The 21,616-nt window shown below is 49.4% G+C and carries 18 protein-coding genes; 3 read left to right on the forward strand and 15 right to left on the reverse strand.

Translation table 11 applies throughout. The features are described from left to right. Nucleotides 1-276: 276 nt before the first annotated feature. The 7 genes from FQV28_RS16150 to FQV28_RS16180 all read right to left on the reverse strand — a co-directional run bounded on the left by FQV28_RS16150 (nt 277) and on the right by FQV28_RS16180 (nt 10,295). Nucleotides 277-1,896, reverse strand: a complete 1,620-nt coding sequence (locus tag FQV28_RS16150) for a glycoside hydrolase family 13 protein (RefSeq protein WP_146497538.1) — start codon at nt 1,894-1,896, stop codon at nt 277-279. 13 nt (nt 1,897-1,909) lie between these two features. After that, the gene (locus tag FQV28_RS16155) at nt 1,910-2,929 is read right to left on the reverse strand and encodes a LacI family DNA-binding transcriptional regulator (RefSeq protein WP_146497539.1); all 1,020 of its coding nucleotides are present in this window, start codon (nt 2,927-2,929) and stop codon (nt 1,910-1,912) included. A gap of 15 nt (nt 2,930-2,944) precedes the next feature. Further along, nucleotides 2,945-3,760: a carbohydrate ABC transporter permease gene (locus FQV28_RS16160; RefSeq protein WP_146497540.1), complete on the reverse strand. Its 816-nt coding sequence runs from the start codon at nt 3,758-3,760 to the stop codon at nt 2,945-2,947. Then, nucleotides 3,760-4,620: a carbohydrate ABC transporter permease gene (locus FQV28_RS16165; protein WP_146497541.1), complete on the reverse strand. Its 861-nt coding sequence runs from the start codon at nt 4,618-4,620 to the stop codon at nt 3,760-3,762. Before FQV28_RS16165 ends, FQV28_RS16160 begins: the two co-directional genes overlap by 1 nt. A 93-nt stretch (nt 4,621-4,713) precedes the next feature. Next, nucleotides 4,714-6,015 carry an ABC transporter substrate-binding protein gene (locus tag FQV28_RS16170; protein ID WP_146497542.1) on the reverse strand — a complete coding sequence of 434 codons (1,302 nt, stop codon included), beginning with the start codon at nt 6,013-6,015 and terminating at the stop codon, nt 4,714-4,716. 497 nt (nt 6,016-6,512) lie between these two features. Next, nucleotides 6,513-8,108 carry a glycoside hydrolase family 13 protein gene (locus FQV28_RS16175; protein ID WP_146497543.1) on the reverse strand — a complete coding sequence of 532 codons (1,596 nt, stop codon included), beginning with the start codon at nt 8,106-8,108 and terminating at the stop codon, nt 6,513-6,515. A 147-nt stretch (nt 8,109-8,255) separates the two neighbouring features. Further along, entirely contained in the window at nt 8,256-10,295 is a 2,040-nt protein-coding gene (locus FQV28_RS16180; RefSeq protein ID WP_146497544.1) for a penicillin-binding transpeptidase domain-containing protein, read from the reverse strand. Nucleotides 10,296-10,565: 270 nt separating this feature from the next. Between FQV28_RS16180 and FQV28_RS16185 the strand changes: the two genes are divergently transcribed. Beyond that, nucleotides 10,566-11,435, forward strand: coding sequence for a CPBP family intramembrane glutamic endopeptidase (locus FQV28_RS16185; protein ID WP_146497545.1), 870 nt, complete (start codon nt 10,566-10,568; stop codon nt 11,433-11,435). Between the two features lie 11 nt (nt 11,436-11,446). Here FQV28_RS16185 and FQV28_RS16190 read toward each other — a convergent pair whose 3' ends face one another. Continuing rightward, nucleotides 11,447-12,223, reverse strand: a complete 777-nt coding sequence (locus FQV28_RS16190; RefSeq protein WP_146497546.1) for an alpha/beta fold hydrolase — start codon at nt 12,221-12,223, stop codon at nt 11,447-11,449. Nucleotides 12,224-12,442: 219 nt separating this feature from the next. On the opposite strand from FQV28_RS16190, the gene FQV28_RS16195 reads away from it, so the two are divergent. After that, nucleotides 12,443-13,267, forward strand: a complete 825-nt coding sequence (locus FQV28_RS16195; protein WP_186763919.1) for a DUF817 domain-containing protein — start codon at nt 12,443-12,445, stop codon at nt 13,265-13,267. Between the two features lie 466 nt (nt 13,268-13,733). On the opposite strand, the gene FQV28_RS16200 is transcribed toward FQV28_RS16195, so the two are convergent. From FQV28_RS16200 to FQV28_RS16210, 3 genes are read right to left on the reverse strand one after another with little or no spacing between them, the layout of a single operon-like run. Then, nucleotides 13,734-15,590, reverse strand: coding sequence for an ABC transporter ATP-binding protein (locus tag FQV28_RS16200; protein WP_146497548.1), 1,857 nt, complete (start codon nt 15,588-15,590; stop codon nt 13,734-13,736). After that, the gene (locus FQV28_RS16205) at nt 15,587-17,311 is read right to left on the reverse strand and encodes an ABC transporter ATP-binding protein (protein WP_146497549.1); all 1,725 of its coding nucleotides are present in this window, start codon (nt 17,309-17,311) and stop codon (nt 15,587-15,589) included. Before FQV28_RS16205 ends, FQV28_RS16200 begins: the two co-directional genes overlap by 4 nt. Continuing rightward, nucleotides 17,308-17,784, reverse strand: coding sequence for a MarR family winged helix-turn-helix transcriptional regulator (locus FQV28_RS16210; protein ID WP_146497550.1), 477 nt, complete (start codon nt 17,782-17,784; stop codon nt 17,308-17,310). Before FQV28_RS16210 ends, FQV28_RS16205 begins: the two co-directional genes overlap by 4 nt. Nucleotides 17,785-17,977: 193 nt before the next feature. Between FQV28_RS16210 and FQV28_RS16215 the strand changes: the two genes are divergently transcribed. Further along, entirely contained in the window at nt 17,978-18,589 is a 612-nt protein-coding gene (locus FQV28_RS16215; protein ID WP_146497551.1) for a DUF7010 family protein, read from the forward strand. 53 nt (nt 18,590-18,642) lie between these two features. Here the strand turns inward: FQV28_RS16215 and FQV28_RS16220 are convergent, their stop codons facing one another. The 4 genes from FQV28_RS16220 to FQV28_RS16235 form a co-directional block, all read right to left on the reverse strand. Then, the gene (locus FQV28_RS16220) at nt 18,643-19,590 is read right to left on the reverse strand and encodes a phosphotransferase family protein (protein WP_146497552.1); all 948 of its coding nucleotides are present in this window, start codon (nt 19,588-19,590) and stop codon (nt 18,643-18,645) included. 96 nt (nt 19,591-19,686) lie between these two features. After that, entirely contained in the window at nt 19,687-19,968 is a 282-nt protein-coding gene (locus tag FQV28_RS16225) for an RNA polymerase sigma factor (protein ID WP_146497553.1), read from the reverse strand. Nucleotides 19,969-20,116: 148 nt separating this feature from the next. Then, on the reverse strand, nt 20,117-21,004 hold the full coding sequence (locus FQV28_RS16230; protein ID WP_146497554.1) for a TIGR01777 family oxidoreductase: 888 nt from the start codon (nt 21,002-21,004) through the stop codon (nt 20,117-20,119). Nucleotides 21,005-21,314: 310 nt separating this feature from the next. Further along, nucleotides 21,315-21,616 (reverse strand): IS3 family transposase (locus tag FQV28_RS16235; RefSeq protein WP_146497555.1); only part of this gene is annotated, 302 nt, incomplete at its 5' end.

Below are 21,616 nucleotides of genomic sequence, written 5' to 3' on the forward strand. Positions count from 1 at the left end.
TGGCTCGGGGTTTTCGGTATTTCTGGGTTTTATTTTAGGATATTTCGGGTTTTTCCATTGAAAAAAGTGTATTCTTTTCCAGTTTTTGAAGGCATTAAATTCTGCTTTTTCACTAGCTTCAATTTCCACCAGCGGCTGCGTCTTGCTTATCTTCATTATACACCTAAAAGCGATCGTACGTTCTCATTTGATCTCAAATAATCTCTTTTATCTTCACTATGCAAAGCCATTTGTGGCAAAGGCTTGAACGCCTGTTTCCAAGATATTGCCCCTGTTTTACAAAGCCAATTTATAAACGCGTGCCTCGTATGGCAATAATTGATTCGGGTCAATAGACTGATAGTTGGCAAGCAACAGTTCCCCGTCTTCCGGCGCATCCCAGAGGCAGGCATGCTGTCCAAGATTGGCGATGACTAAAATCTTATCGTTTTCATCTTGCCGCGTATAAGCGTAGACCGATTCATGGCCAACCTCCTGCAGCTCATATGTGCCGTAGACGAGCACGTCCAGTTGCTTGCGGAGCCAAATCATCTGTTTGTAGAACGACAAGATCGAATGCGGATCCCTTTGCTGGGCTTCGACATTGATCGTTTCATAGTTCGGGTTGACTCTTAGCCATGGCTCACCGGTTGAAAAGCCGGCGCGCGCGGAAGCGTCCCATTGCATCGGCGTCCGCGAATGGTCGCGGCTCGTCGCGCGGAGCATCGTCATGATGGCGTCATGCTCCATGCCTTCCGACAGATTGTAATAATACAGGTTGTGTGCGTGGACATCGTTGTAATGGTCCAGTTCTTCAAATGGCGCATTCGTCATGCCGATTTCCTGGCCTTGGTAGATGAACGGTGTCCCTTGCATGAAAAAGTACATGCAAGCAAGCGCGGTCGCGCTCTCGCGCCAGTATGCCTTGTCGTTCCCCCATGTCGAGACAACGCGCGGCTTGTCGTGATTCTCAATGAAGAGCGCGTTCCACCCAAGGCCATCCACGCCTTTTTGCCAGCGCGACAAAACGTCTTTCAGCTCAGGCACATTGACGCCTGTTGTTGCGTCGAGGTCCCATAAGCCCAAATCTTCGAACTGGAAGACCATATTGAATTTGCCGGTTTCCTCGCTGACCCAGTCTTCGATGTGTTCGACAAATACACCATTCGCTTCCCCCACCGTCATGACGTCGCGTTTTCCATATGTCGCATCGCGCAGTTCCGCGAGCAGCGGCTGGATGCCGTCGACGTTCATCATTTTGTCCCATGCTTCCACGTAAGGTTTGCCTTCCGGATTTTCCATATCGGTCAAGTCTTTCTTGATGTGGCTGATGGCATCGACGCGGAACCCGTCGATGCCCTTATCGAGCCACCAATTGACCATATCGTAAAGTGCGGCGCGGACTTCGGGATTCTCCCAGTTCAAATCCGGCTGCTTTTTCGAAAACAAGTGCAAGTAGTATTGCTCCGTTTTTTCGTCCCACTCCCATGCCGGCCCGCCGAAAATGCTTTCCCAGTTTGTCGGCTCATCGCACCAAATGTACCAGTCCCGTTTCGGATTGTCGCGTGAGGAGCGTGATTCGATGAACCATGGGTGCTCGTCGCTCGTGTGGTTGATGACCAGATCGATGATGAGCTTCATCCCGCGTGCATGCACTTCCGAAAGCAGCCGGTCGAAATCTTCCATCGTTCCAAACTCCGCCAGAATTCCTTGGTAATCGCTGATATCGTAGCCGTTGTCATCATTTGGCGACTCGTACACCGGGCTCAGCCAAATAACGTCGATGCCAAGATCTTTTAAATAGTCCAGTTTGCTGGTAACACCGTTGATGTCGCCGATGCCGTCCCCGTTCGAATCTTTGAAACTTCTCGGGTAGACTTGGTAGGCGACTGCTTCTTTCCACCATAATTTCTTCATAGCCAGATTCCCCTCAACGACCTTGGCAAGAACCCCGTTCAATCAAGCGGGAAGAAACCGTGATTTGCCTTGGAGCTGCCTTTTCGTCTGTTATTTTTTCCAGTAATAAGTTTGCCGCTTCGAAACCCAGTTCGTAGATGCAGATGTCCACCGAACAAAGCGGCGGTTTCAAGTGTTTCGATAAAGCGTGGTTGTTGAAGCCGATGATCGAGACATCTTCCGGCACGCGGATCTGCAGGTCCTCCAAATAGCCGATCACTTCATAGGCCACCAAATCGTCATGTGTGACGATGGCGGTCGGCGGCTCTGCAAGTTCGAACAAGCGGCCGATTGCCTGTTTTCCGTCTTTTTGCATATCGTCCTGATTGACAATGTATTGCGCATCGAATGTAATCCCGCTTTCGTCGAGCGATTCCTCATAGCCTTTCAAACGGTCCAGTGATACCACAAAGTCCATGCCCCCGGCGATGAACGCAATGCGCTTATGGCCCAGGCCAACCAAATACGACATGACGTGCTTCGTAATGCCGACATTGTCGTTATCGACATAAGATACAGCATCCGCGTTCGTATGCGGACGGCCGACAACCGAGAACGGCAAGCCGCTTTCCATCAAGTAATCCATAATCCGGTCGCCTACCCGCGAGTACAAGAGGATAATGCCGTCGACTTGTTTTCCCTGATGCATTGCCACCACTTCGTCGTAGATTTCTTCTTCTGTAGCCCCAGTCGACAAGTAAAGGCCATACTGGCTGTGATGGGCGCTGACGGAAATGCCGCGCAGCACTTCCGGGAAAAAGGGATTCTGGAACGCCAAGGTCGTGGAGTTCGCCATGATGATGCCGATTGTCCGCGTTTTCTGTGCCACTAAGTTGCGCGCCTGGAAGTTCGGGTAATAACCTAACCTTTCCATCGTCTCCCGGACTTTTTGTTTTGTTTTCTCGCTGATCCGTGGATTGTCGGCAATCACCCTCGATACAGTTGCAGGCGAAACTTCCGCCTGTTTTGCAACATCTTTAATCGTAATTGCCATATTTTCTCCTCCCAGTTATTTAATCGCCCCGTCTGATACTCCTTTAATAATGGCACGTTGCGCGAAAAAGTAAAAGATGATGACCGGCACGATCGCCAAAGTCAAACCTGCCATCGCCAAATGCCATTGCTTCGTGTATTCCCCGAAGAAAAAGAACATTTTCAGCGGAATCGTTTCCTTGCCCGGCTGGTTGATGACGAGCGATGGCAACAGGTAATCATTCCAAATCCAGATGATATTCAAGATCGCCACCGTGACGGTGATCGGCTTCAGCATCGGGAAAATGATATGCCAGAACACTTGCCAGCGGTTGGCGCCGTCGATGGTCGCCGCTTCATCGAGCGACCGCGAAATATTGTTCAAGGCGCCGTGGTATAAAAAGATCGATAGGCTTGCTCCAAAGCCGATGTACATGAAAATCAGCCCGGCTTGGTTAAGCATTTCAAAGCGGCCGAATACCGTAACGAGCGGAATCATCACCGATTGGAACGGAATCAGCATTGCCGCTACAAACAAGTAGAAAAACACGGAACTGAACTTGCTTTTCGCGCGGGACAGCGCGTACGCGCCCATTGCCGAGAACAAGACAATCAAGAGGACGCTTGTAATTGTGATAAACAGCGAGTTGAACAACGTCCGCAAAAAGTCCAATTCTTCATATGCTTCGATGTAATTCTCCAAATTCCATAAACCGGGCAAAGCGATGGTGCTGGTGAAAATTTCACGTTTTGTCTTGAATGAGTTGACGAACATGAGATAAAAAGGGACAAGCCAGAGAACCGCTAAAACCAGGCCGATAATCTCCATTTTAACATTCCATTTTCTCTTCATTACATCTCAACCTCCCGGCGTTTGTTGATATACACTTGGATGAGAGCCACGAGCGCAACAATGACAAAGAAAATGACCGCTTTTGCCTGTGCGTAGGCAAAGACGTTCTGGGTGAACGCCGTCTGGAAAATTTCCATCGCCACCATTTCGGTCGAATTGTACGGACCGCCGCCTGTCAGCGACAAGTTCTGGTCGTACAGTTTGAAGGTGTTCGACAATGTCAGGAACATACTGACAGTGAATGCTGGCGCCACCAGCGGGAACACGACAAAGCGGAAGCGCTGGACGGAAGTCGCGCCGTCAATCGCCGATGCTTCCAGCAATTCTTTCGGCATGCCTTCCAAATAAGCAATGTAGATGACCATGATATAGCCCGCCATCTGCCAGCTCATCAAAATCGTCAAGCCCCAGAAACCCGTGTTTGTCGTCGACAGCCAGCCTTGCAGGCTTTCCATGCCGATGATTTCACCAATCGCCGCAAACACTTTGATGAAGATGAACTGCCAGATAAAGCCGAGTATCAAACCGCCGATCAAGTTCGGCATGAAAAAGACTGTGCGCAGCAATTTGCTGGATTTCACGTGAGAGGTGACGAGCAGCGCTAAAGACAAGCCGATCACATTGATCATTATGACCGAGACAACTGAGAACTTGACGGTGAACCATAATGCATCCATGAAGCGTTCGTCTTTGAAGACGTTTATGTAATTTTCAAACCCGACAAAGTCACCCGTGACAATGCCGTTCCATGAGGTGAATGAATAATAGACGCCTAGCAGCATCGGGACGACAACCACTAAGGCTAACGCGATTAAGACCGGGGCCAGAAACAACCAGTAAGAATAACTTTTTGTACGCATGTGCAGCCCTTCCTTTCTAATAGAAGACAACCGGTAAAGCGGGATAAATTTAAAACAAAGCAGCCCGCAGGCTGCTTTGTCGAGTGGCCCGGTTTATTTACTCCGGTTCGTTTCCCAAGCTTTTTTAGCCGAGTCGATGACTTCTTCCCAGCTCGCTTCATCGCTCAAGTATTTTTGGATTGAAGCGCCGACTTCGCTTTCGCCCCAGCCAGTCGGATAGCCCATGAAGACCCAGCCGATTGTATTGCCGGCTTCAGATGCATCATAGATCGCTTTCGACATTGGATCTGTGATTTTCGATGTGTCATACCCTTCGTATGCAGGGATGAATTTAAAGTCTTCGACAACCGCTTTTTTCCCGGCATCAGAAGTGTACAGCCAGTCCAAGAATTCTTTAGAAGCTTGAACCACTGCTTCGTCTTTTGTCGAGTTCACACCCCAGTACATTGGGACGCCGACTGGCAGGCCGCCTTCTTCATAGCCTTCAACCGGAATCGGCATCATGCCCACGCCGTTGTCCGCAAGTTCAGGATCGATTCCTGCGATTGAACCGTACACCCAGTTCCCTTGCTGGATAATTGCCACGCGCTCAAGCGAGAACAATTCTTCCACTTGCTGCGAGTAGTCCAATGAAACTGTCGGCTGGACGGAATAGTCGTTTTGAAGATCAAGGATTTTCTTGAATGCGTCGCCGTATTTGAATTCCACTTTATCAGCCGCGAATGCGTCCAAGACATTGTGGTTGAATTCAGGCGCTAAAAACGTGTTTGACAAGTGAAGCCCCGTTACCCAAGCTTCTTTCCCTGGAAGCGCGAAGACCGCATCCAAGCCAAGTTCGTCTTTTTTCGAATCCAGGGTTTTTACAGCTTGTTCCAAGCTGGCAAAATCGGTGATGGACGCTGGATCGATTCCAGCTTCTTCAAACAAGCGTGTGTTATAGACAAAGCCATAGCCTTCTTGGTTGTACGGCAATCCAAGCACCTGTTCTTCCACCGTTACGCCTTCAAGCGTGCCGTCTAATGCCGCGCCTGCAGCTGTCGTATCGCTCAAGTCCGCCAATTTGTCTTTCCAGTCTTCCACGTCCTGCGGTCCGCCGATATTGAAGATTGCCGGTTCGTTGCCGGATGCAAAGCGTGAACGGAGCGCTGCGCCGTAATCTTCGCCGCCGCCGACAGTCGTTATGTCGATGTTGACATCCGGATTCTCTTTTTCGTATAGCTCGACCACATCTTCAAACTGGTCTTTGAACTCCACTTTAAATTGGAAAATGTCGACGGTAACTTTATCGCCTTCTGCCTGTGAAGCTTCTTCTCCCCCGCCGCCGCAGCCGGCTAATATCCCCGCCGTTACAAACAATGACGCCAAAAGACCTTTGCGAACCTTGAACTCTTTCATCTCGAAATCCCCCTTTGAGTGTTTGTGCAAACGATTGCACAATGTGGCAAATAAAAAATCGGAAACTATAAAAGAAAACGTTTCCAACTTAAGATTAGATAAATCGTATCACAGTGTAAACGTTTGCACAATATGTAATTTTTATTTCTTTTACGGAATTCACTGCTATTGCGCAAAACAGCTGCAAAGATATGGACCAAAGGATATTGGGCCATATCTTTGCGACGAAGTGCGCAGCACTGCAACGGTTTTTCATATTTCAAAGCTAGCCAAGTGATGCAGAGACAGGAGCACTTTGTTTTCTCCGCTGTTTTACTCTATAACTTCTAGTGAATTTGCAATAAAAAATTCAAAACAAAATAGATTACTGTGAAATTAAGATATTCCTCAGCTTCGGCGCGTCCAAGGGCTAGGCGCAGCAAGAAGACAGGCGGTCTTGCGAAAGCCAGGACCAAAGCGCCGAAGCTGTATGCAAAAATCAATTTCATTTTTTCAAATTATTTCACTTTATCATAAAAAGCTACTGCTTCATAAGGCCGCAGTTCCAGTTCACCTTCGCCAACTTCCTGTTCGTAATTGCCGATCAAAAGATCACCGGGCGGCCGCGGCATGGATCTGTAGTTGGTGGAGAAGTTGCAGTAGACGGTCAGCTTGTCATCTCCGCTCTTTCTCTCATAAGCGAAAATCTCCTCATCTTCCCTGTGCAGGAGTGTAAAGTCGCCAGTCGTCACAATGTCCAAGGTTTTGCGGAACGCAATCAAAGCCCGGTAATACGTGTAAATCGAATTCACGTCATGCCGCTGCTCCGCGTTGATCTCCGGATAATTCGGATTGACGCCCAGCCACGGTGTGCCTGTCGTAAACCCGCCATTCGGTTCCGCCGACCATTGCATCGGCGTCCGTGCATTGTCGCGTCCTTTGGCGTAGATCGACTCCATGATATCTTCATGCGAAAAGCCCAGTTCGGTCCGTTCCTTGTACATATTATGCGTTTCAACATCCTGGTATTCTTCAATCGAATCAAACCGGACATTGGTCATGCCAAGTTCTTCGCCTTGGTAAATGTACGGTGTTCCTTGCATGAAATGCAGGCACGTCGCCAGCATCTTCGCTGACTCCACGCGGTATTCTTTGTCGTTGCCAAAGCGCGAAACGATGCGCGGCTGATCGTGGTTGTTCCAGTACAAGCTATTCCAGCCCACCGTGTGAAGGGCGTGCTGCCATTTTTCCTTGTTCTCTTTCAAATCGATGAGGCGCAGCGGCTTCAAGTCCCATTTTTCGCCTTCCTGGTCCAGCTCCATATGTTCAAACGTGAAAATCATATTGAGCTCTTTGTTTGCCGGGTCCGTATAGATCCTCGCATCTTCCACCGATGCCCCCGGCGTTTCGCCGACCGTGACGATGTCATAGTGCGACAGCACCTTTTCGTTCATTTCCTTCAGGTGCTCATGCACTTTCGGGCCGTTCATGTAATGCATGCTGCCGTTGCCTTCATCGGCATCCGGGAACAGGGGATCTTTCGATATCAAGTTGATGACGTCCATACGGAAACCATCGATTCCTTTATCGAGCCACCAGCGCATCATGCCATAGACCGCTTCCCGGACTTCGGGGTTTTCCCAGTTCAAATCAGGCTGCTTTTTAGTGAACAAATGCAGATAGTAACGGGCCCGCTTCTCGTCGTATTGCCAAGCCGAGCCGCTGAAGATCGACCGCCAATTATTCGGTTCATCCCGCCAAATATAAAAGTCCGGTTTGGTCTGGAACCACTCGTGCTCATCCGATGTATGGTTGACGACGAGGTCCATCAACAGTTTCATCCCCCGATTATGGATTTCTTCGAGCATCTCGTCAAAATCTTCCATTGTCCCGAATTCAGCCATGATTTCATGGTAATTGCGGATGTCGTAGCCATTATCGTCATTGGGCGAATCGTAGACTGGCGACAGCCACAAAATGTCAACGCCGAGTTCCTTCAAGTAATCCAGCTTTTGGATAATTCCTCTCAAATCCCCAATTCCATCGCCATTTGAATCCATGAAACTGCGTGGGTAGATCTGGTACACCGTAGCTTTTTTCCACCATTCTTCCATGCCATCCCCTCTTTTCCTCGAACTTTCGCCATTCTATCATATGACTGAACATTTTAGGAATTGAAAATATTAAAGATTTTTATTCTTCCCCATTAAAAACCCCTGGCCTGCTCCAAGTTTTCGGGGCAGCTCAGAGGTTTTGCCTTTTTAATCGGCTGTTTTTTCAAAGGTCTCCGCAACCATTTTTGCCACTTTGTCGCTGCTGTCATTTCCGATATCTTCAATCATCATAGCAAGGATGAATTGCGGGTCGTCTTCGTTGTACGCCACAAAATAGCCGTTGTTTTTCCCCTTGTCCCGAGTTGTTGCTTTTATTTCCGCGGTTCCGGTTTTGCCGGCAAGCGGGATGTTTTTAAGGTCAGCCGATTTCGCAAAGCCGTCAGTCACTGCGTTGCGCATGCTGGTCCGCAGAATTTCGGCTTTTTCTGCGCGGACAAGCCCTTCTTTCCATACTTGCGCTTTTTCCTCTTCCTCGAATAAAACCGGCTTGTACACCATGCCGCCGTTCAAGAACGGTCCGTACATCGATGCAAGATGCAAAATGTTCACCAGCATTTGGCCTTGGCCAAACGACGTATCGGCAAGCTGCCCTTCTGAAGTGATAAGGCCGTCGTTCGAGATTTGCGAGGCAGCCAAGTTCAAACCTTCAAACGGCATCGCCTCGCCGAAACCGAAACTTTCCAGTCCCTCCGTTAAGCGGTCGCGTCCTAATTCGAGTGCTTGCCGCGCAAAATAGATGTTGTCCGAATAGACGAGCGCGGTATTCAAATCAACGGGATTCGGTGCGTCATCGTGCAGGCGCGCTATGCGAAAACGGCCCCAGGTCGGCTTTTGCCACGTCTTGCCGGTGATTTTCATGCCTTTGTCCGGGTCAAGCGTGCCCGCTTCCATAGCAATCGCAGCAAATACCGGTTTGATGGCAGAACCCGGCGCATACGATGCGGCAAAGCGGGTGAACAGCGGATTGAGCGGGTCGTTTTGCAGCTTGTTGTAGCGGCTGCTGCTCATGCCCAGGATAAAGTCGTTCGGGTTGTAGCTCGGTGAACTAAGCAGGACAAGCGTTTCGCCCGTATTGGGGTTGACGGCCGCACTCGTTCCGGCCTCGCCGTCCATCGCGTCATATGCCGCTTTTTGCAGTTTGGCGTCGATTGTCAGCTTGACGGTGTCGCCATGTTCCGGGCTTTTCTCAGCGACGTTGATCGTTTCCGCACCGCTCCGCGCTTTTTCGATGACAATCCGTACGCCTTCCTCGCCGCGCAGCCGCTCTTCAAGCGAGCGCTCCAAACCTTGGCGCCCGATCAAGTCTTCTTCTGTGTAGCCTTTGTCTTTCAACTCATTCAGCTGCTCAGCGGTGATCGGGCCGATAAAGCCTGATACGTGGGCCAAGGCTTTGCCATACGGGTATTCACGAAGCGGGATTTCCCGGCGTTCGGTACCTGTAATGGCGAAAATCTTCTCAAGCGTTTGTTTGTTGTTTTTTGCCACTTTGGCGACTGGTACATAATGATCCGGCCGCACCCAGCTTTGGTTCAGCTGTTCATCTATCGCTGCTGGCGTTGTCTTCAGGAGCTTGGCGAGCTCCTCTTTTTTGTCTTCGTCGAAATTTCCTGGAATGATGCCGATTTCATAGCCTGTGCCATTGATCGCAATGCCTTTTCCGTTGCGGTCCACAATCTCTCCGCGATCCGGTTTGGTGATTTCGGTTTTGACTTGATCGCCTTCTTCGAGTTGCGGAAAGATGAATGACGGATCCCATTCCACAAACCAATCATTGTTTTCATACAGCAGCGTCAGCGTCTTTTCAAACTGTACCGGCCCCGCTATGGTTGCAATATCCACTGCAATCGGAAAGTCTGCGGGTTCTTCCGGGCTCCACCCGGTTCCTTCTTCCGGTTTCGTGTAGTCGATCGAAATGCCGGTGACCTCCAGCTCTTCCTTCAATTGTTCCTGCCAGCCGATGAACACATCTTCCCTAAACGCGCCTTTCGTCCCTTCGTTCAAGTACGAATCGTACATTTCCTGGAAGTTGCCCGCTTGCCATAACTTAATGAATTCCTCGACCCGGCCGGTTGGCGAAGATTGCGCGACCGCTTTTTCCTGCTCTTTCGGCGCTACTTGCTCTTCCGGTTGGCAGCTTGCTAAGAGAAATACTGTAGCAAAAAACAGACCGATCCACCTTTTATTCATGGCAGCCCCTCCGCTTTTCTTCCAGTGTATCATTTGACAGAATTTTTAGAAATATATAACGTGATTTTGTGTGTTTCGTGGTATAAAATATATAAAAAGCGTTGTTGGATTCTGGTATTTCAAGGTGCAGAAATCGTTCTGGACGTTCTCCACTCTTATTCGATCCCTTATCAGCATCCTTTCAAGTCCAGCTCCATCCAGAATGCATATTTCCGTTTTCTCGCTCTACAACTTGTGGTTCCCCAACAGAAAAGAGAGGCGGTGCGGCAAATGTTTGAAGAGATGCCTGCTCGGCACTTATTTGGATTTCTTGCGTTGGCTATCGGCATTTCCGTCATTATCATGTTCGAACTATCCGCAAGCGACCGAATGATCGAAGTGGTTTTCCAATTGGTCTTATATGTCTTCGTGCCTGTCCTGTATTTCAGCTATTATTTTCATAAGCAAGGAATTTCCGTATCCGATGTGCTGTTCCTCCGTGGCCTCTTCCGCTGGCTGCCGCTTATTTCCGGCCTCGTTTGTTTGTCGTTCCTGTTTTCGGCAGGGATGCTGTGGTTTCAAATGTACATCCTTTTGCCGGTCGCGCCTTGGCTCGTCGACTTTTTCACCGAGCCGATTCCGCTGCCGGGCGGTACATTGTATGCCGTGTTCACTTTGGCTATCATTACGGTGATCGGGCCAATTGCTGAGGAGTTTATTTTCCGGGGTGTGCTGATGAAGCGAATTCTTGTCAAGACGACCATGTGGAGCGGGGTAATCATCTCGAGCCTTATCTTTGGCATGCTGCACGCAGATATCGTCGGCGCGTTTTTGTTCGGCGTGCTGGCTTCCCTGCTGTATTTGCGAACCGGCAATCTGCTCGTGCCGATTTTATTTCATGCGGTCAACAATTCTGTGGCATCCTATTTGATGTTTGTGCCCGGTGCACGGCCAGACTGGCTTTATATCCTCGACAGTACAGAAGTGTACGCCAAAGCCACGGCATATGCCGCGATGCTGATCTGCAGCGCCTTTTTCATCCTTCTCGCCATTTGGGGACTGTCGCGCGGCTTGGAGAAAAAGCTGAGCGATGAACAGTTCACCAAGCTGCTGGAATCGTATCATGAAACAGAAAAAAACGAGCTTAGAGGCGATCTCTAAGCCCGTTTTTATTATGCCATCAAAAAATCCGTCACTACTTCCAAAAAGCGTTCGCGCTCTTCGACGTTCGGTGCATGTCCCGAGTTCTCGAATTCCACAAAAACCGCGTCCGGAATCAGGCGGGCGAGTTCTTGGCCGCGCTCCGGCGGGTTCAAGCCGTCGTGCGTACCGCTGATGACCAGCGTCGGGGCTTCCACGGTCGGCAATGCTGCCCGAAAATCAAAACCTTCAAGCGCCTTGTTGGCAGCAGCTTGCTGGACAATCGTCAAATCGGATTCGTTAAGGCCCGACTCTTCCTGCCATTCTTCCACGGCGGCAATGTTGTGGAACATGTATTTGAATAAATGCTTCTGCTGCTGCTGCTCGTCCATCCCTTCGATTTCATCGGCGTAGCGGTTAAAGAGCTCCATTGTTGAAGATGTTTTGCCATTTGTCTTAGAAACGACCAGCACCAGTTTGCTGACGCGTTCCGGATGTGCCAGCACCACGCCTTGTGCGATATAGCTGCCCATCGATACCCCAAGCACATGCGCTTTGTCGAGGTTAAGATGGTCGAGCAGCGCCACCACATCCTCAATATGGTCATTCAGCGTAAAGCTCAGCGGTTTGCCGGAACGCCCGTGTCCCCGGCAATCATAGGTGATAACCCGGAAATTCTCCTGGAAATAATCCACTTCCTCCTGGAATGTCTTCAAATTCGCGGTCAGGCCATGAATCAAGACCAGCGGCGTTCCTTCCCCTGCTTCTTCGTAATACAATTCCACTCCATTTGAATCGAACTTCGGCATCTTTTTTCCTCCTTCGTCAAAGTTGATCAAGCGATTTCTTTCTCTAGTTGTATACCCCGTTTGTTTGGAAATAGTTTGGGAACTTTGGACGGTTTTAAGCTCAATCAAAGAAACTTATGGAAAGCTGTTTCGTCCCAACTTAAAACAATTCAGTCTGTTGGTTAAAGCGGAAGCCTCGCTTCCCGTTAATTTGCAATAAAACAGTGGAGGGTGCCGCCAATGAAAAATTTCTTTATGTTCGGGTATTTGCAAGCCCTGTCCTGCATTTTTCCAGTAATCATTTTTGGGGCTCTCGCCGCATCGAAATTGGTTGAAATTCCCGGTTTGCCGCGGTACGATTTTATCTTGCTCGTCTGTCTGGCTGCTCAAGTGTTCATGCTGGCATCGCGGCTTGAGACACTTGATGAATTGAAAGTGATTTGCCTGTTCCACGTTATCGGCCTCGGATTGGAACTGTTTAAAGTGCATATGGGCTCATGGGCGTACCCGGAAGACGCCTACAGCAAGGTGGGCGGCGTGCCGTTGTACAGCGGCTTTATGTACGCAAGTGTCGCAAGCTATATTTGCCAGGCTTGGAGGCGGCTCGATCTGCAGATATACGGTTGGCCAAAACCGCTGTTCGCCGTCAGCATCAGCGCGCTGATCTACGCAAATTTTTTCACGCACCATTTTTCATATGACATCCGCTGGGTGCTGAAAGCTTTGCTGTTCGTGATTTTCTTCAAAACAGTCGTCACCTTTCGCGTCAGGGGCACTGTCTATAAAATGCCAGCGATTTTGGCGTTCTTGCTTGTCGGCTTTTTTATCTGGATCGCCGAGAACATCGTCACCTTTTTTGGCGCATGGCAATACCCGGACCAGCAAGCGGCTTGGTCGCTCGTCCACATCGGGAAGATTTCCTCTTGGTTTTTGTTGGTGATTATCAGCATCATCATTGTGGCACAGCTGAAACGGGTAAAAAGCGGGCTGGCGCAGAATGCAGAAAGCCGGGCGGCAAGATTTCCCGGGTTTCGGCGGAAGACGGTTTCTGAAGATGTTGAATAATAGTGGGACGAGGAAGCTGTTCGCCCAGCGAACAGCCTTTTACTAGCTGGCGTCGCTTGGTATTGGGGGTGAATCAATTGGAAAAATTTTCTTCATGAAGTTTTCGGGTTCTAACATGAAGTATGCAGTTTTATACATGAACTCTTGCGATTCTTACATGACGAAACAAGCTTTCTACATGAGATTTTCCCACTTCTACATCACTTTCTCGAAAATCTTCTCTCCAAAACCAAAAAACAATAAGGAAGCTGTTCGCCCGGCGAACAGCTCTTTATAAATCGGCATCGCTTTCTATAGAAGAGAATGGGTTGCCAAAATTTGCTTCATGAAGTTTTTTGGTTCTTACATGAAGTATTGAAATCTCTACATGAACTTTCGCAATTCTTACATGACAAACCGAGCTTTCTACAGGAACTTCCCCCTCCCAAACAAAAAAAGCCGACCCAAAACGGGTCAGCTCTCTTCTTCACCCAGCCACTTTTTCAGCGAACTGGCTGTTGTACAATTCTTCGTAGAAGCCCCGCTGTTCAAGCAGTTCGGCGTGTGTGCCTTGTTCGATGACTTTGCCTTGGTCCATGACCAAGATCAAGTCGGCGTCTTTGATGGTCGACAAGCGGTGCGCGATGACAAAGCTTGTGCGGCCTTCCATTAAGCGGTTCATGGCTTGTTGGATGAAAACTTCGGTGCGGGTGTCGACGCTTGATGTCGCTTCATCCAAAATCATGATTGGCGGGTCGGCAAGAACAGCGCGCGCGATGGTCAAAAGTTGCTTCTGGCCTTGCGAGATGTTCGACGCTTCTTCATTCAAGATGGTGTCATAGCCGTCCGGCAAAGTGCGGATAAAATGGTCGGCGTGTGCGGTTTTAGCAGCGGCGAAGATTTCGTCATCGCTGGCGCCGCTTTTGCCATAGGCGATATTGTCTTTTATCGTGCCGTTAAAGAGCCAAGTGTCCTGCAAAACCATACCGAAGCTTTTGCGCAAATCATCACGTGACATGTCGCGTGTGTCAAGGCCATCTATTTTGATGCTGCCGCCTTTTAATTCGTAGAAGCGCATCAGTAAATTGATCAGCGTCGTTTTGCCGGCGCCGGTCGGTCCGACGATGGCGACGGTTTGGCCAGGTGCGACATGGATGTTCATGTTCTCGATCAGCAGCTCTTCGCCATAGCCGAAATCGACGTCCTCAAATTCCACAGAACCTTCTGCACGGGTCAGTGTAACAGTTGTCTGTTCTTTCACTTCTTCCTCTTCGTCGAGCAGTTCGAACACGCGCTCCGCCGCAGCCACCGTTGACTGGACGATGTTCGCGATGTTCGCGGTTTGCGTGATCGGCTGCGTGAACTGTTTGGAATAGGTGATGAACGCCTGGACATCCCCGATTGAAATGGTGCGCTGCGTCACCAAGATCCCCCCAACGACTGAGATCAACACATAGCTGATGTTGCCGATGAACATCATCATCGGCATGATGATTCCAGAGATGAATTGCGCTTTGCTGCCCGCTTGGTACAGTTCTTCGTTAACAGCATCAAACTGCTCGCCCGATTTTTTCTCGTGGCCGAACACTTTGACGACTTGGTGGCCTGTATACATTTCCTCGATGTGTCCGTTCAGTTCGCCCAGCGATTTTTGCTGCTTGGCGAAATGCTTTTGAGACCGCTTCAATACCGGGCCGATAACAAAAATCGACAGGGGCAATGAAATCAGCGCAATCGCCGTCAGCAACGGGCTAATCGACAGCATCATGATGATGATTCCGACAAGCGTGACAATCGATGTGATAAACTGCGTCAAGCTTTGCTGCAGCGTACTGCCGATCGTATCGATGTCGTTCGTCATGCGGCTCAAAGTCTCACCGTTTGGCCGGCCATCAAAATATTTGAGCGGCAGTTTTTCGAGTTTCGTGTTGACATCCTCGCGCAAATCATAGACCGTGTCCTGTGCGACGGTTGACATGATAAATTGCTGGATGTAGCTGAACACACTGCTGATGATGTAAAGCCCCGCGAGCAGCAATAAAATCTGCCCAATGCGTTCAAAATCGATTGTGGCGCCTGGCGTGTTCGTGAACTTGCCGTAAGCCCCTTCAAACAATTCCGTAATGGCCAGCCCCATGATTTTCGGTCCGACAATCATAAAAATTGTACTAAGTATGGCGGCCATGAATACTGCGATGAGTTTGTTGCGGCGCGGCTTCAAGTAGACGAGCAGGCGCCGCAAGGTTTTCTTGAAGTTTTTCGGCTTTTCGCCCGGCACCATCATCATGCCGCCAGGTCCGTGGCCAGGTCCACCGCCGCGTTGAGGCTGCTTCACTTTGCTCATGCGATTTCCTCCTCTGTCAGCTGGGATAAGACAATTTCGCGGTAGACTTCATTGGTCTGGAGCAGCTCTTCATGCGTGCCGATACCGGCGATCCGGCCTTGCTCCAAGACGATAATGCGGTCCGCGTCCACTACTGTGCTGACACGCTGTGCAACGAGCAGTACGGTTGCATCTTTTGTTTCGCTTTTTAATGCCGCGCGAAGCCGTGCATCTGTCTTGTAGTCGAGTGCAGAGAAACTGTCATCGAACACATACAAATCAGGTTTCCGGAGGAGCGCGCGGGCAATCGATAAACGCTGCTTTTGGCCGCCGGATAAGTTTGATCCGCCTTGTTCGATTTCCGATTCGTAGCCTTCTGGTATCCGTTCGATAAAATCTGCCGCTTGCGCAATGCGCGCTGCGTGTTCGATTTCTTCCTGGGTGGCATCTTGCTTGCCAAATCTTATATTGTCCGCGATCGTGCCGGTAAACAAAATGGCTTTTTGCGGCACAAAGCCGATTTTCGAGCGCACTTCATCTTGCGACGCTTCGCGGATATCAACGCCGTTAACACGGATTGAGCCGCTTGCGATTTCGTAAAAGCGCGGAATCAGATTAACGAGCGTCGTTTTCCCGGATCCCGTTCCTCCGATAATGGCCGTGACTTCTCCCGGTTCTGCCGAGAACGAGATGTTTGAGAGCGCCGGTTTTTCAGCGCCTGGATAGCTGAATGTCACATCGTCGAACTGGAGCGTGCCGCGTTCACGGTCCGCTTTTTGCGTTCCGTTGTCAACAAATGACGGTTCCATTTCAAGCACTTCATTGATGCGGTTGGCCGATACCGCTGCACGCGGAACCATGATGAACATGACTGATGCCATGACGAGTGCGAACATGATCAGCATGACGTACTGGATGAACGCCATCAATTCGCCGATTTGCAGCGAGCCATTATCGATGCGAATGCCGCCAAACCAAATGATGCCGACGACCGTCAAGTTCATCACCAGCATCATCACCGGCATGATGAAGGCCATTATCTTATTGACCTGTATTGATACGTCCGTCAAATCACGGTTGGCTTTGGTCATGCGCACTTGCTCTTCCGTTTCACGGTTAAAGGCGCGGATGACGCGGATGCCCGTCAAATTTTCCCGGAGCACCAGATTCAGCCGGTCCAAACGTTTTTGCACTTCCTGGAACAAAGGCATCCCTTTTTTAAAGATCGTGATGATTGAACCGGCAAGCACCGGCATCGCCGCTAAAATAACAAGCGACAGCTTGGCGTCTTGCGAAATTGCGAGGATCAAGCCGCCGACCAGCATGATCGGCGCGCTGATGACCATCCTCAGCATCATGATGACCACTTGCTGCACTTGGGTGATGTCGTTCGTTGTCCGCGTGATGAGCGATGCTGTTCCGACTTTGTCGAATTCCTGCAAGGTGAATTTTCCGACATGGTTGAACACCCGGCGGCGCAAATCGCGGCCGAGCCCCATCGCCGTCTTGGCTGAAAAGTAACTGGCAATGATTGAAGCGACGACACCGGCCGCTGACACCAAAAGCATCACGCCGCCGATTTCCCAGATATATCCCGTGTTCCCGGTGACGACCCCGTTGTCGATGATGTCCGCCATCAACCTCGGCAGGTAAAGGTCCGCGATTGATTGAATGAAGACCAGACCGACGACAGCCGCAACCAACCATTTGTAGACGTTTAAGTTTTTCAGGATTTTAATCATTTCAATTGCTCCTCTGTTTCAATCGCTTCGAGCAACGTATTGATGTGTGCATGAGTTTCAAGCAGACCATCCTCTTCCTGCTGTTCCATTGAATCCAGCACCCCTTCGAATATGCGGAGCACGCTGCATTCTTTCATATGAAGTTCCTGGATAAATTCGATTCCTTTTTCACTCACCGACAGCATCACTTCCCGGCGGTTGCCTTCCACTTGCTGCCGCTCGAGCAACCCTTCTTTCACCAAGCCGTCAACCGCTTGGCTCAGCGTGCTTTTCGGCAGAAACGTTTTCTCGCCAATCGTTTTTTGCGTCATTGCCGATTCTGAAATGAGCGTGATTAAAATGGTGTATTGCGGAACCGACAAGCCGTTTTCAGCTGCCGACTTTTGAACAAAGCGGTACAAGTTTTTCTGGACACTCGCAAACGACTGCAGCAGTTCGACCGAGCGCATAATGCTTTGGTTTTGAGTTGGCATTGTTCCCTTCCCTTCCTTTTGGAACAGTTCGAAATGGAACTGTTCACGTTAGTTCCTTAAATGTACTCCTATTGGTTTTTCCAGTCAATTTTGGCGTTCTTCTTGAACAGATCAAAAAGTCGAAACTTTATGCAACTTTTGCTTAGGGAGCCCGTATTTATACAAAAGGAAAAGGAAAAGGAGTGGGGCTTCTTTGTCTAACCAAACTGTGTATAAAACGGATGTTTTGGGCATTGCAAACGGCATTATTTTCATGGCTTTTTTCGGTACAGTGTGGGCAAGTGTCGGCATCATAGGCTTGCGGGAACTGGGCACTCTCTGGCTTCTCGGCATTGCCGTTTCTATCGGAGTTTTTCTTTTTATTCTTGGCATGCGGGTATTCGCTTCTTCAAAACACGCCGCTGTCCGGAAAAGCCCTGAGAGCAAATCACGTGATAAGAAAATCCGGCTTGGCTTCAATCTTACATTTGCAGCAGAAATCGCCTTGATTGCATTGGCGGCGTTCGTTTTAGGAAATGCCGGCTATATGGAATGGTTTTTTCCGGTCATGTGTTTTATCGTCGGGGCGCATTTTTTCCCGCTCGCTTTTCTGTTCCGCGAGAAAGTGCATTACATTACAGGCACACTTCTATGCCTTCTTGCTGCAGCCACGGTGCTGTTTCTTCCCCAAAGCGCAACAATCGGTTCTTATCAAATCACCGCTTGGGCGGCTGTTGTCGGATTTGGGGCCGCATTGATCTTATGGGCGACCGCCTTTTCGATCTGGCGTTCCGGCTTGCCGCTGTTAAAGCAATTACAAAATTAAAACAGAAAAAAATCCGTACGAAGGCGATGGATAGACGCCTTCGTGCGGATTATTTATTGGTTCGTTTCTCTTTTGTGGGCGGCCAACCAGCCTGCCACCCATGCATCAATTTCCGCCTGCTCGCTTTTTTCAAGCCGTTCTATAGAATCCCGTTTTAACCGGACACCGCTCCACGCATAGAACAAAGGCATGGATGTGAACAAACCACCACCATACCCCGCCTTCCATCCTGCCACAAAACCGGCAAGCACTTCCGGATCTTTTTCAAACGCTTTTTTGCCGGCTAGTTCCAAAATCGAGAAAGTGCGGGCAATATCTAATCGGCAATCACCGATGGCGGCATTTGCCCAGTCAAGCACTGCTGTAATGTTCCGGCCATCCGTCAGTACATTCAATGGGTGAAAATCGAGATGAAGCAAAACAGCAGGCGAATCAGACAATGGAATAGCCGACAAGATTTCCGCTTCTTCCCGGGACGGCGTCAGCCAAGACCGAGATTCCACGTCTTGTGCAGAAACCACAATTTGATGGATCCGGGCTTGGATTTTGCCGAATTCCACACCCAATTCCTCTGCACGTTCCGGCCATTCCTTGAGCGCAGCCAGCACCGTTTTCCCTTCTCGCCATTCCATCAGCATCACCGCATAGCCATCAACCACTTGGATAGCGTGGACTTCTGGTACCGGCACGCCGTTTCCAGCGGCAATTTCAATCATCTTCTTTTCCTGGACAAACTGCTCGTACTTTCGGGCTGGCAAAAGGCGCAGTGCATATATACGATCCTCCGCCCCTATTTTATACACTTGGCTGTCCCGTCCGCCTTGCACCTCTTCGCAAAAAACAACTGAAGCAAGCCCAAAACCCCTGAGAATATTAGCGATTTGCGGGCTAACTGGCTGCCCTGTCCGGTTCGGCGCCGCAATGATTTTCTCTACGGTAAATGGCGTGAGCCCGACTTTCTTATTGCGCAATTCTTTATAACGCCCACTGTTCTTGTCCATTTACAGCCTCCTGTCCTCTATTGATTTTCTGTAAGTTCAGTGTAGGCGGCTATATGGTTGCCGTCAACGCAAAAAACACCTTGCTCGGCAAGGTGTTTAAGAAGGCATTTTTAAAGCGATAGAATCGATGCAGGTGGAGCAATATTCAATAATAGACAACGGCAATTTTTTGTTTCGAAACTTTTCAGGGCATGCCCAAACATTTTCAAACACACAGCTGACAATCTCCTCACAGATAGCCGGATCCGCAACAGCACGATAAGAAATCTTCCATAGTAATTGAAAATACCGATCGTATAATTCACTTAACGCTTGTTGCTCACGGTTAAGAATCCTTTTTAGTAAAAGCTCATCTGCAGTAAACTTGCCACACCCCATCCTCAAATCACCCGGGCAGAAAGCACAAAAACCTCGAAACTAGGCTTTTTTGCTTTATTTGTTGATTCCCTCGAATTTCTATTGAAATTGAGGTTATTATATAATTTTATGAAGCGAATAACCTATCCGCAGTTGGCCGAATGCCAAGTCAATGCATGATATGCTCTAATGCTTTATCAAGTGTCTCGTACCGAAATTCAAAGCCTTCTTTTTGCAGCCGTTCCGGCAGAACCCATCGGCTTTTCAGCACCAATTCCGTCTCAGTGCGGATCATGGCAGCCCCCATCTCAAGCATCCAGGCAGGAGCCCGGAAGCCCAGTGCCCGGTTTGCCTGCTTGCGCAGCTCTGTCATCAATACCCGGTTCGACACCGGATGCGGCGACGAGCAGTTGAAAATCCCTTTTAAATGCGGCTGATCTTGAAGAAACAGGACGATGCGGTATAAATCCTCAATATGGATCCAGCTGAACATTTGGTCTCCTGGCCCTTGCACACCCCCGAGCCCAAACCGCACCAAATTCAAATACGGGTTCATAACACCGCCGTCTTCTCCTAAAACAATGGCCGTACGAAGCGCGATTTGACGCGTTCGCGGCAGTTTGAAAGCAAACAGCGACTGCTCCCAGGCCTTCGCCACTTCTACGGAAAAGCCCGTGCCGATTTCACCGGTCGATTCGGTCATCGGCCGGTCTTTTGCATGACGGTAAATTGTCGCCGAACTGGAGTTGATCCAAAGCGGCGGCGCGTTTTCACAGGCATACATCGCATTCCCTAAAATTTGTGTCGTCTCGATCCGCGATTCCAGAATTTCTTCTTTGTTCCGCTTGTTATAGCGGCAATTCACCGACTTGCCCGCCAAATTAATCAACATGTCCGCTCCATCAAGTGCCGCTACGATTCCTGTATGGTCAAGCCAAGACAAGTGCTTCTCCTGCCTTGAAATTATGTATACTTCGTAGCCCTCTTCCAAAAACCTTTTTTCAAAGTAACGGCCAATAAACCCTGTCCCTCCAGCGATTATCACTTTCCGTTCCACGCCAACCCCTCGTTTCCAGTATATTCATACTATACATAACGTATGAGAACGGCAAAAGTTACAGGATTTGGAGATTTCTTAGAAAATATACCCATCTTTTTTTCCAATTCTGAAAAATGATATTAGGGCAGCCAAGAAACGATGGAGTGTTCTTTGCTGCATTGAAACTGGTGTCGTTCTTGCTGTTGCGCGAAACAGCTGCGCTTGCCAAAAGCATCCGGCTGGAGTGCAATAAACCGCTAGCCTACTTTCTCAACAGCATGAAAAAACAGCCGTTTTGTGAACTGACCCAAAAAAGTTAGACAAAAATTTAAGCAGCTTGTTGTGCATGAGTCCGGTAGTCAACCGGACTCATGTTTTTTAATTTGGACTTCATTCGTTTCTGGTTGTAGTACGCCATATAGGTATCCAGTTCCTGGAGGAAGTGCTCCACACTTTCAAATTCCTGCAGATAAAGGAGCTCCGTCTTGAGAATGCCAAAGAAATTCTCAATAACGGCGTTGTCGAGGCAGTTCCCCTTACGGGACATGCTTTGAGTGATGTTTCGATCTGCTAATGCTTTCTGGTATTTTGCCATCTGGTAATGCCATCCCTGATCCGAGTGGAGGATGA

The organism is Planomicrobium sp. CPCC 101079, assembly GCF_007859275.1.
GTDB lineage: Bacteria > Bacillota > Bacilli > Bacillales_A > Planococcaceae > Planococcus.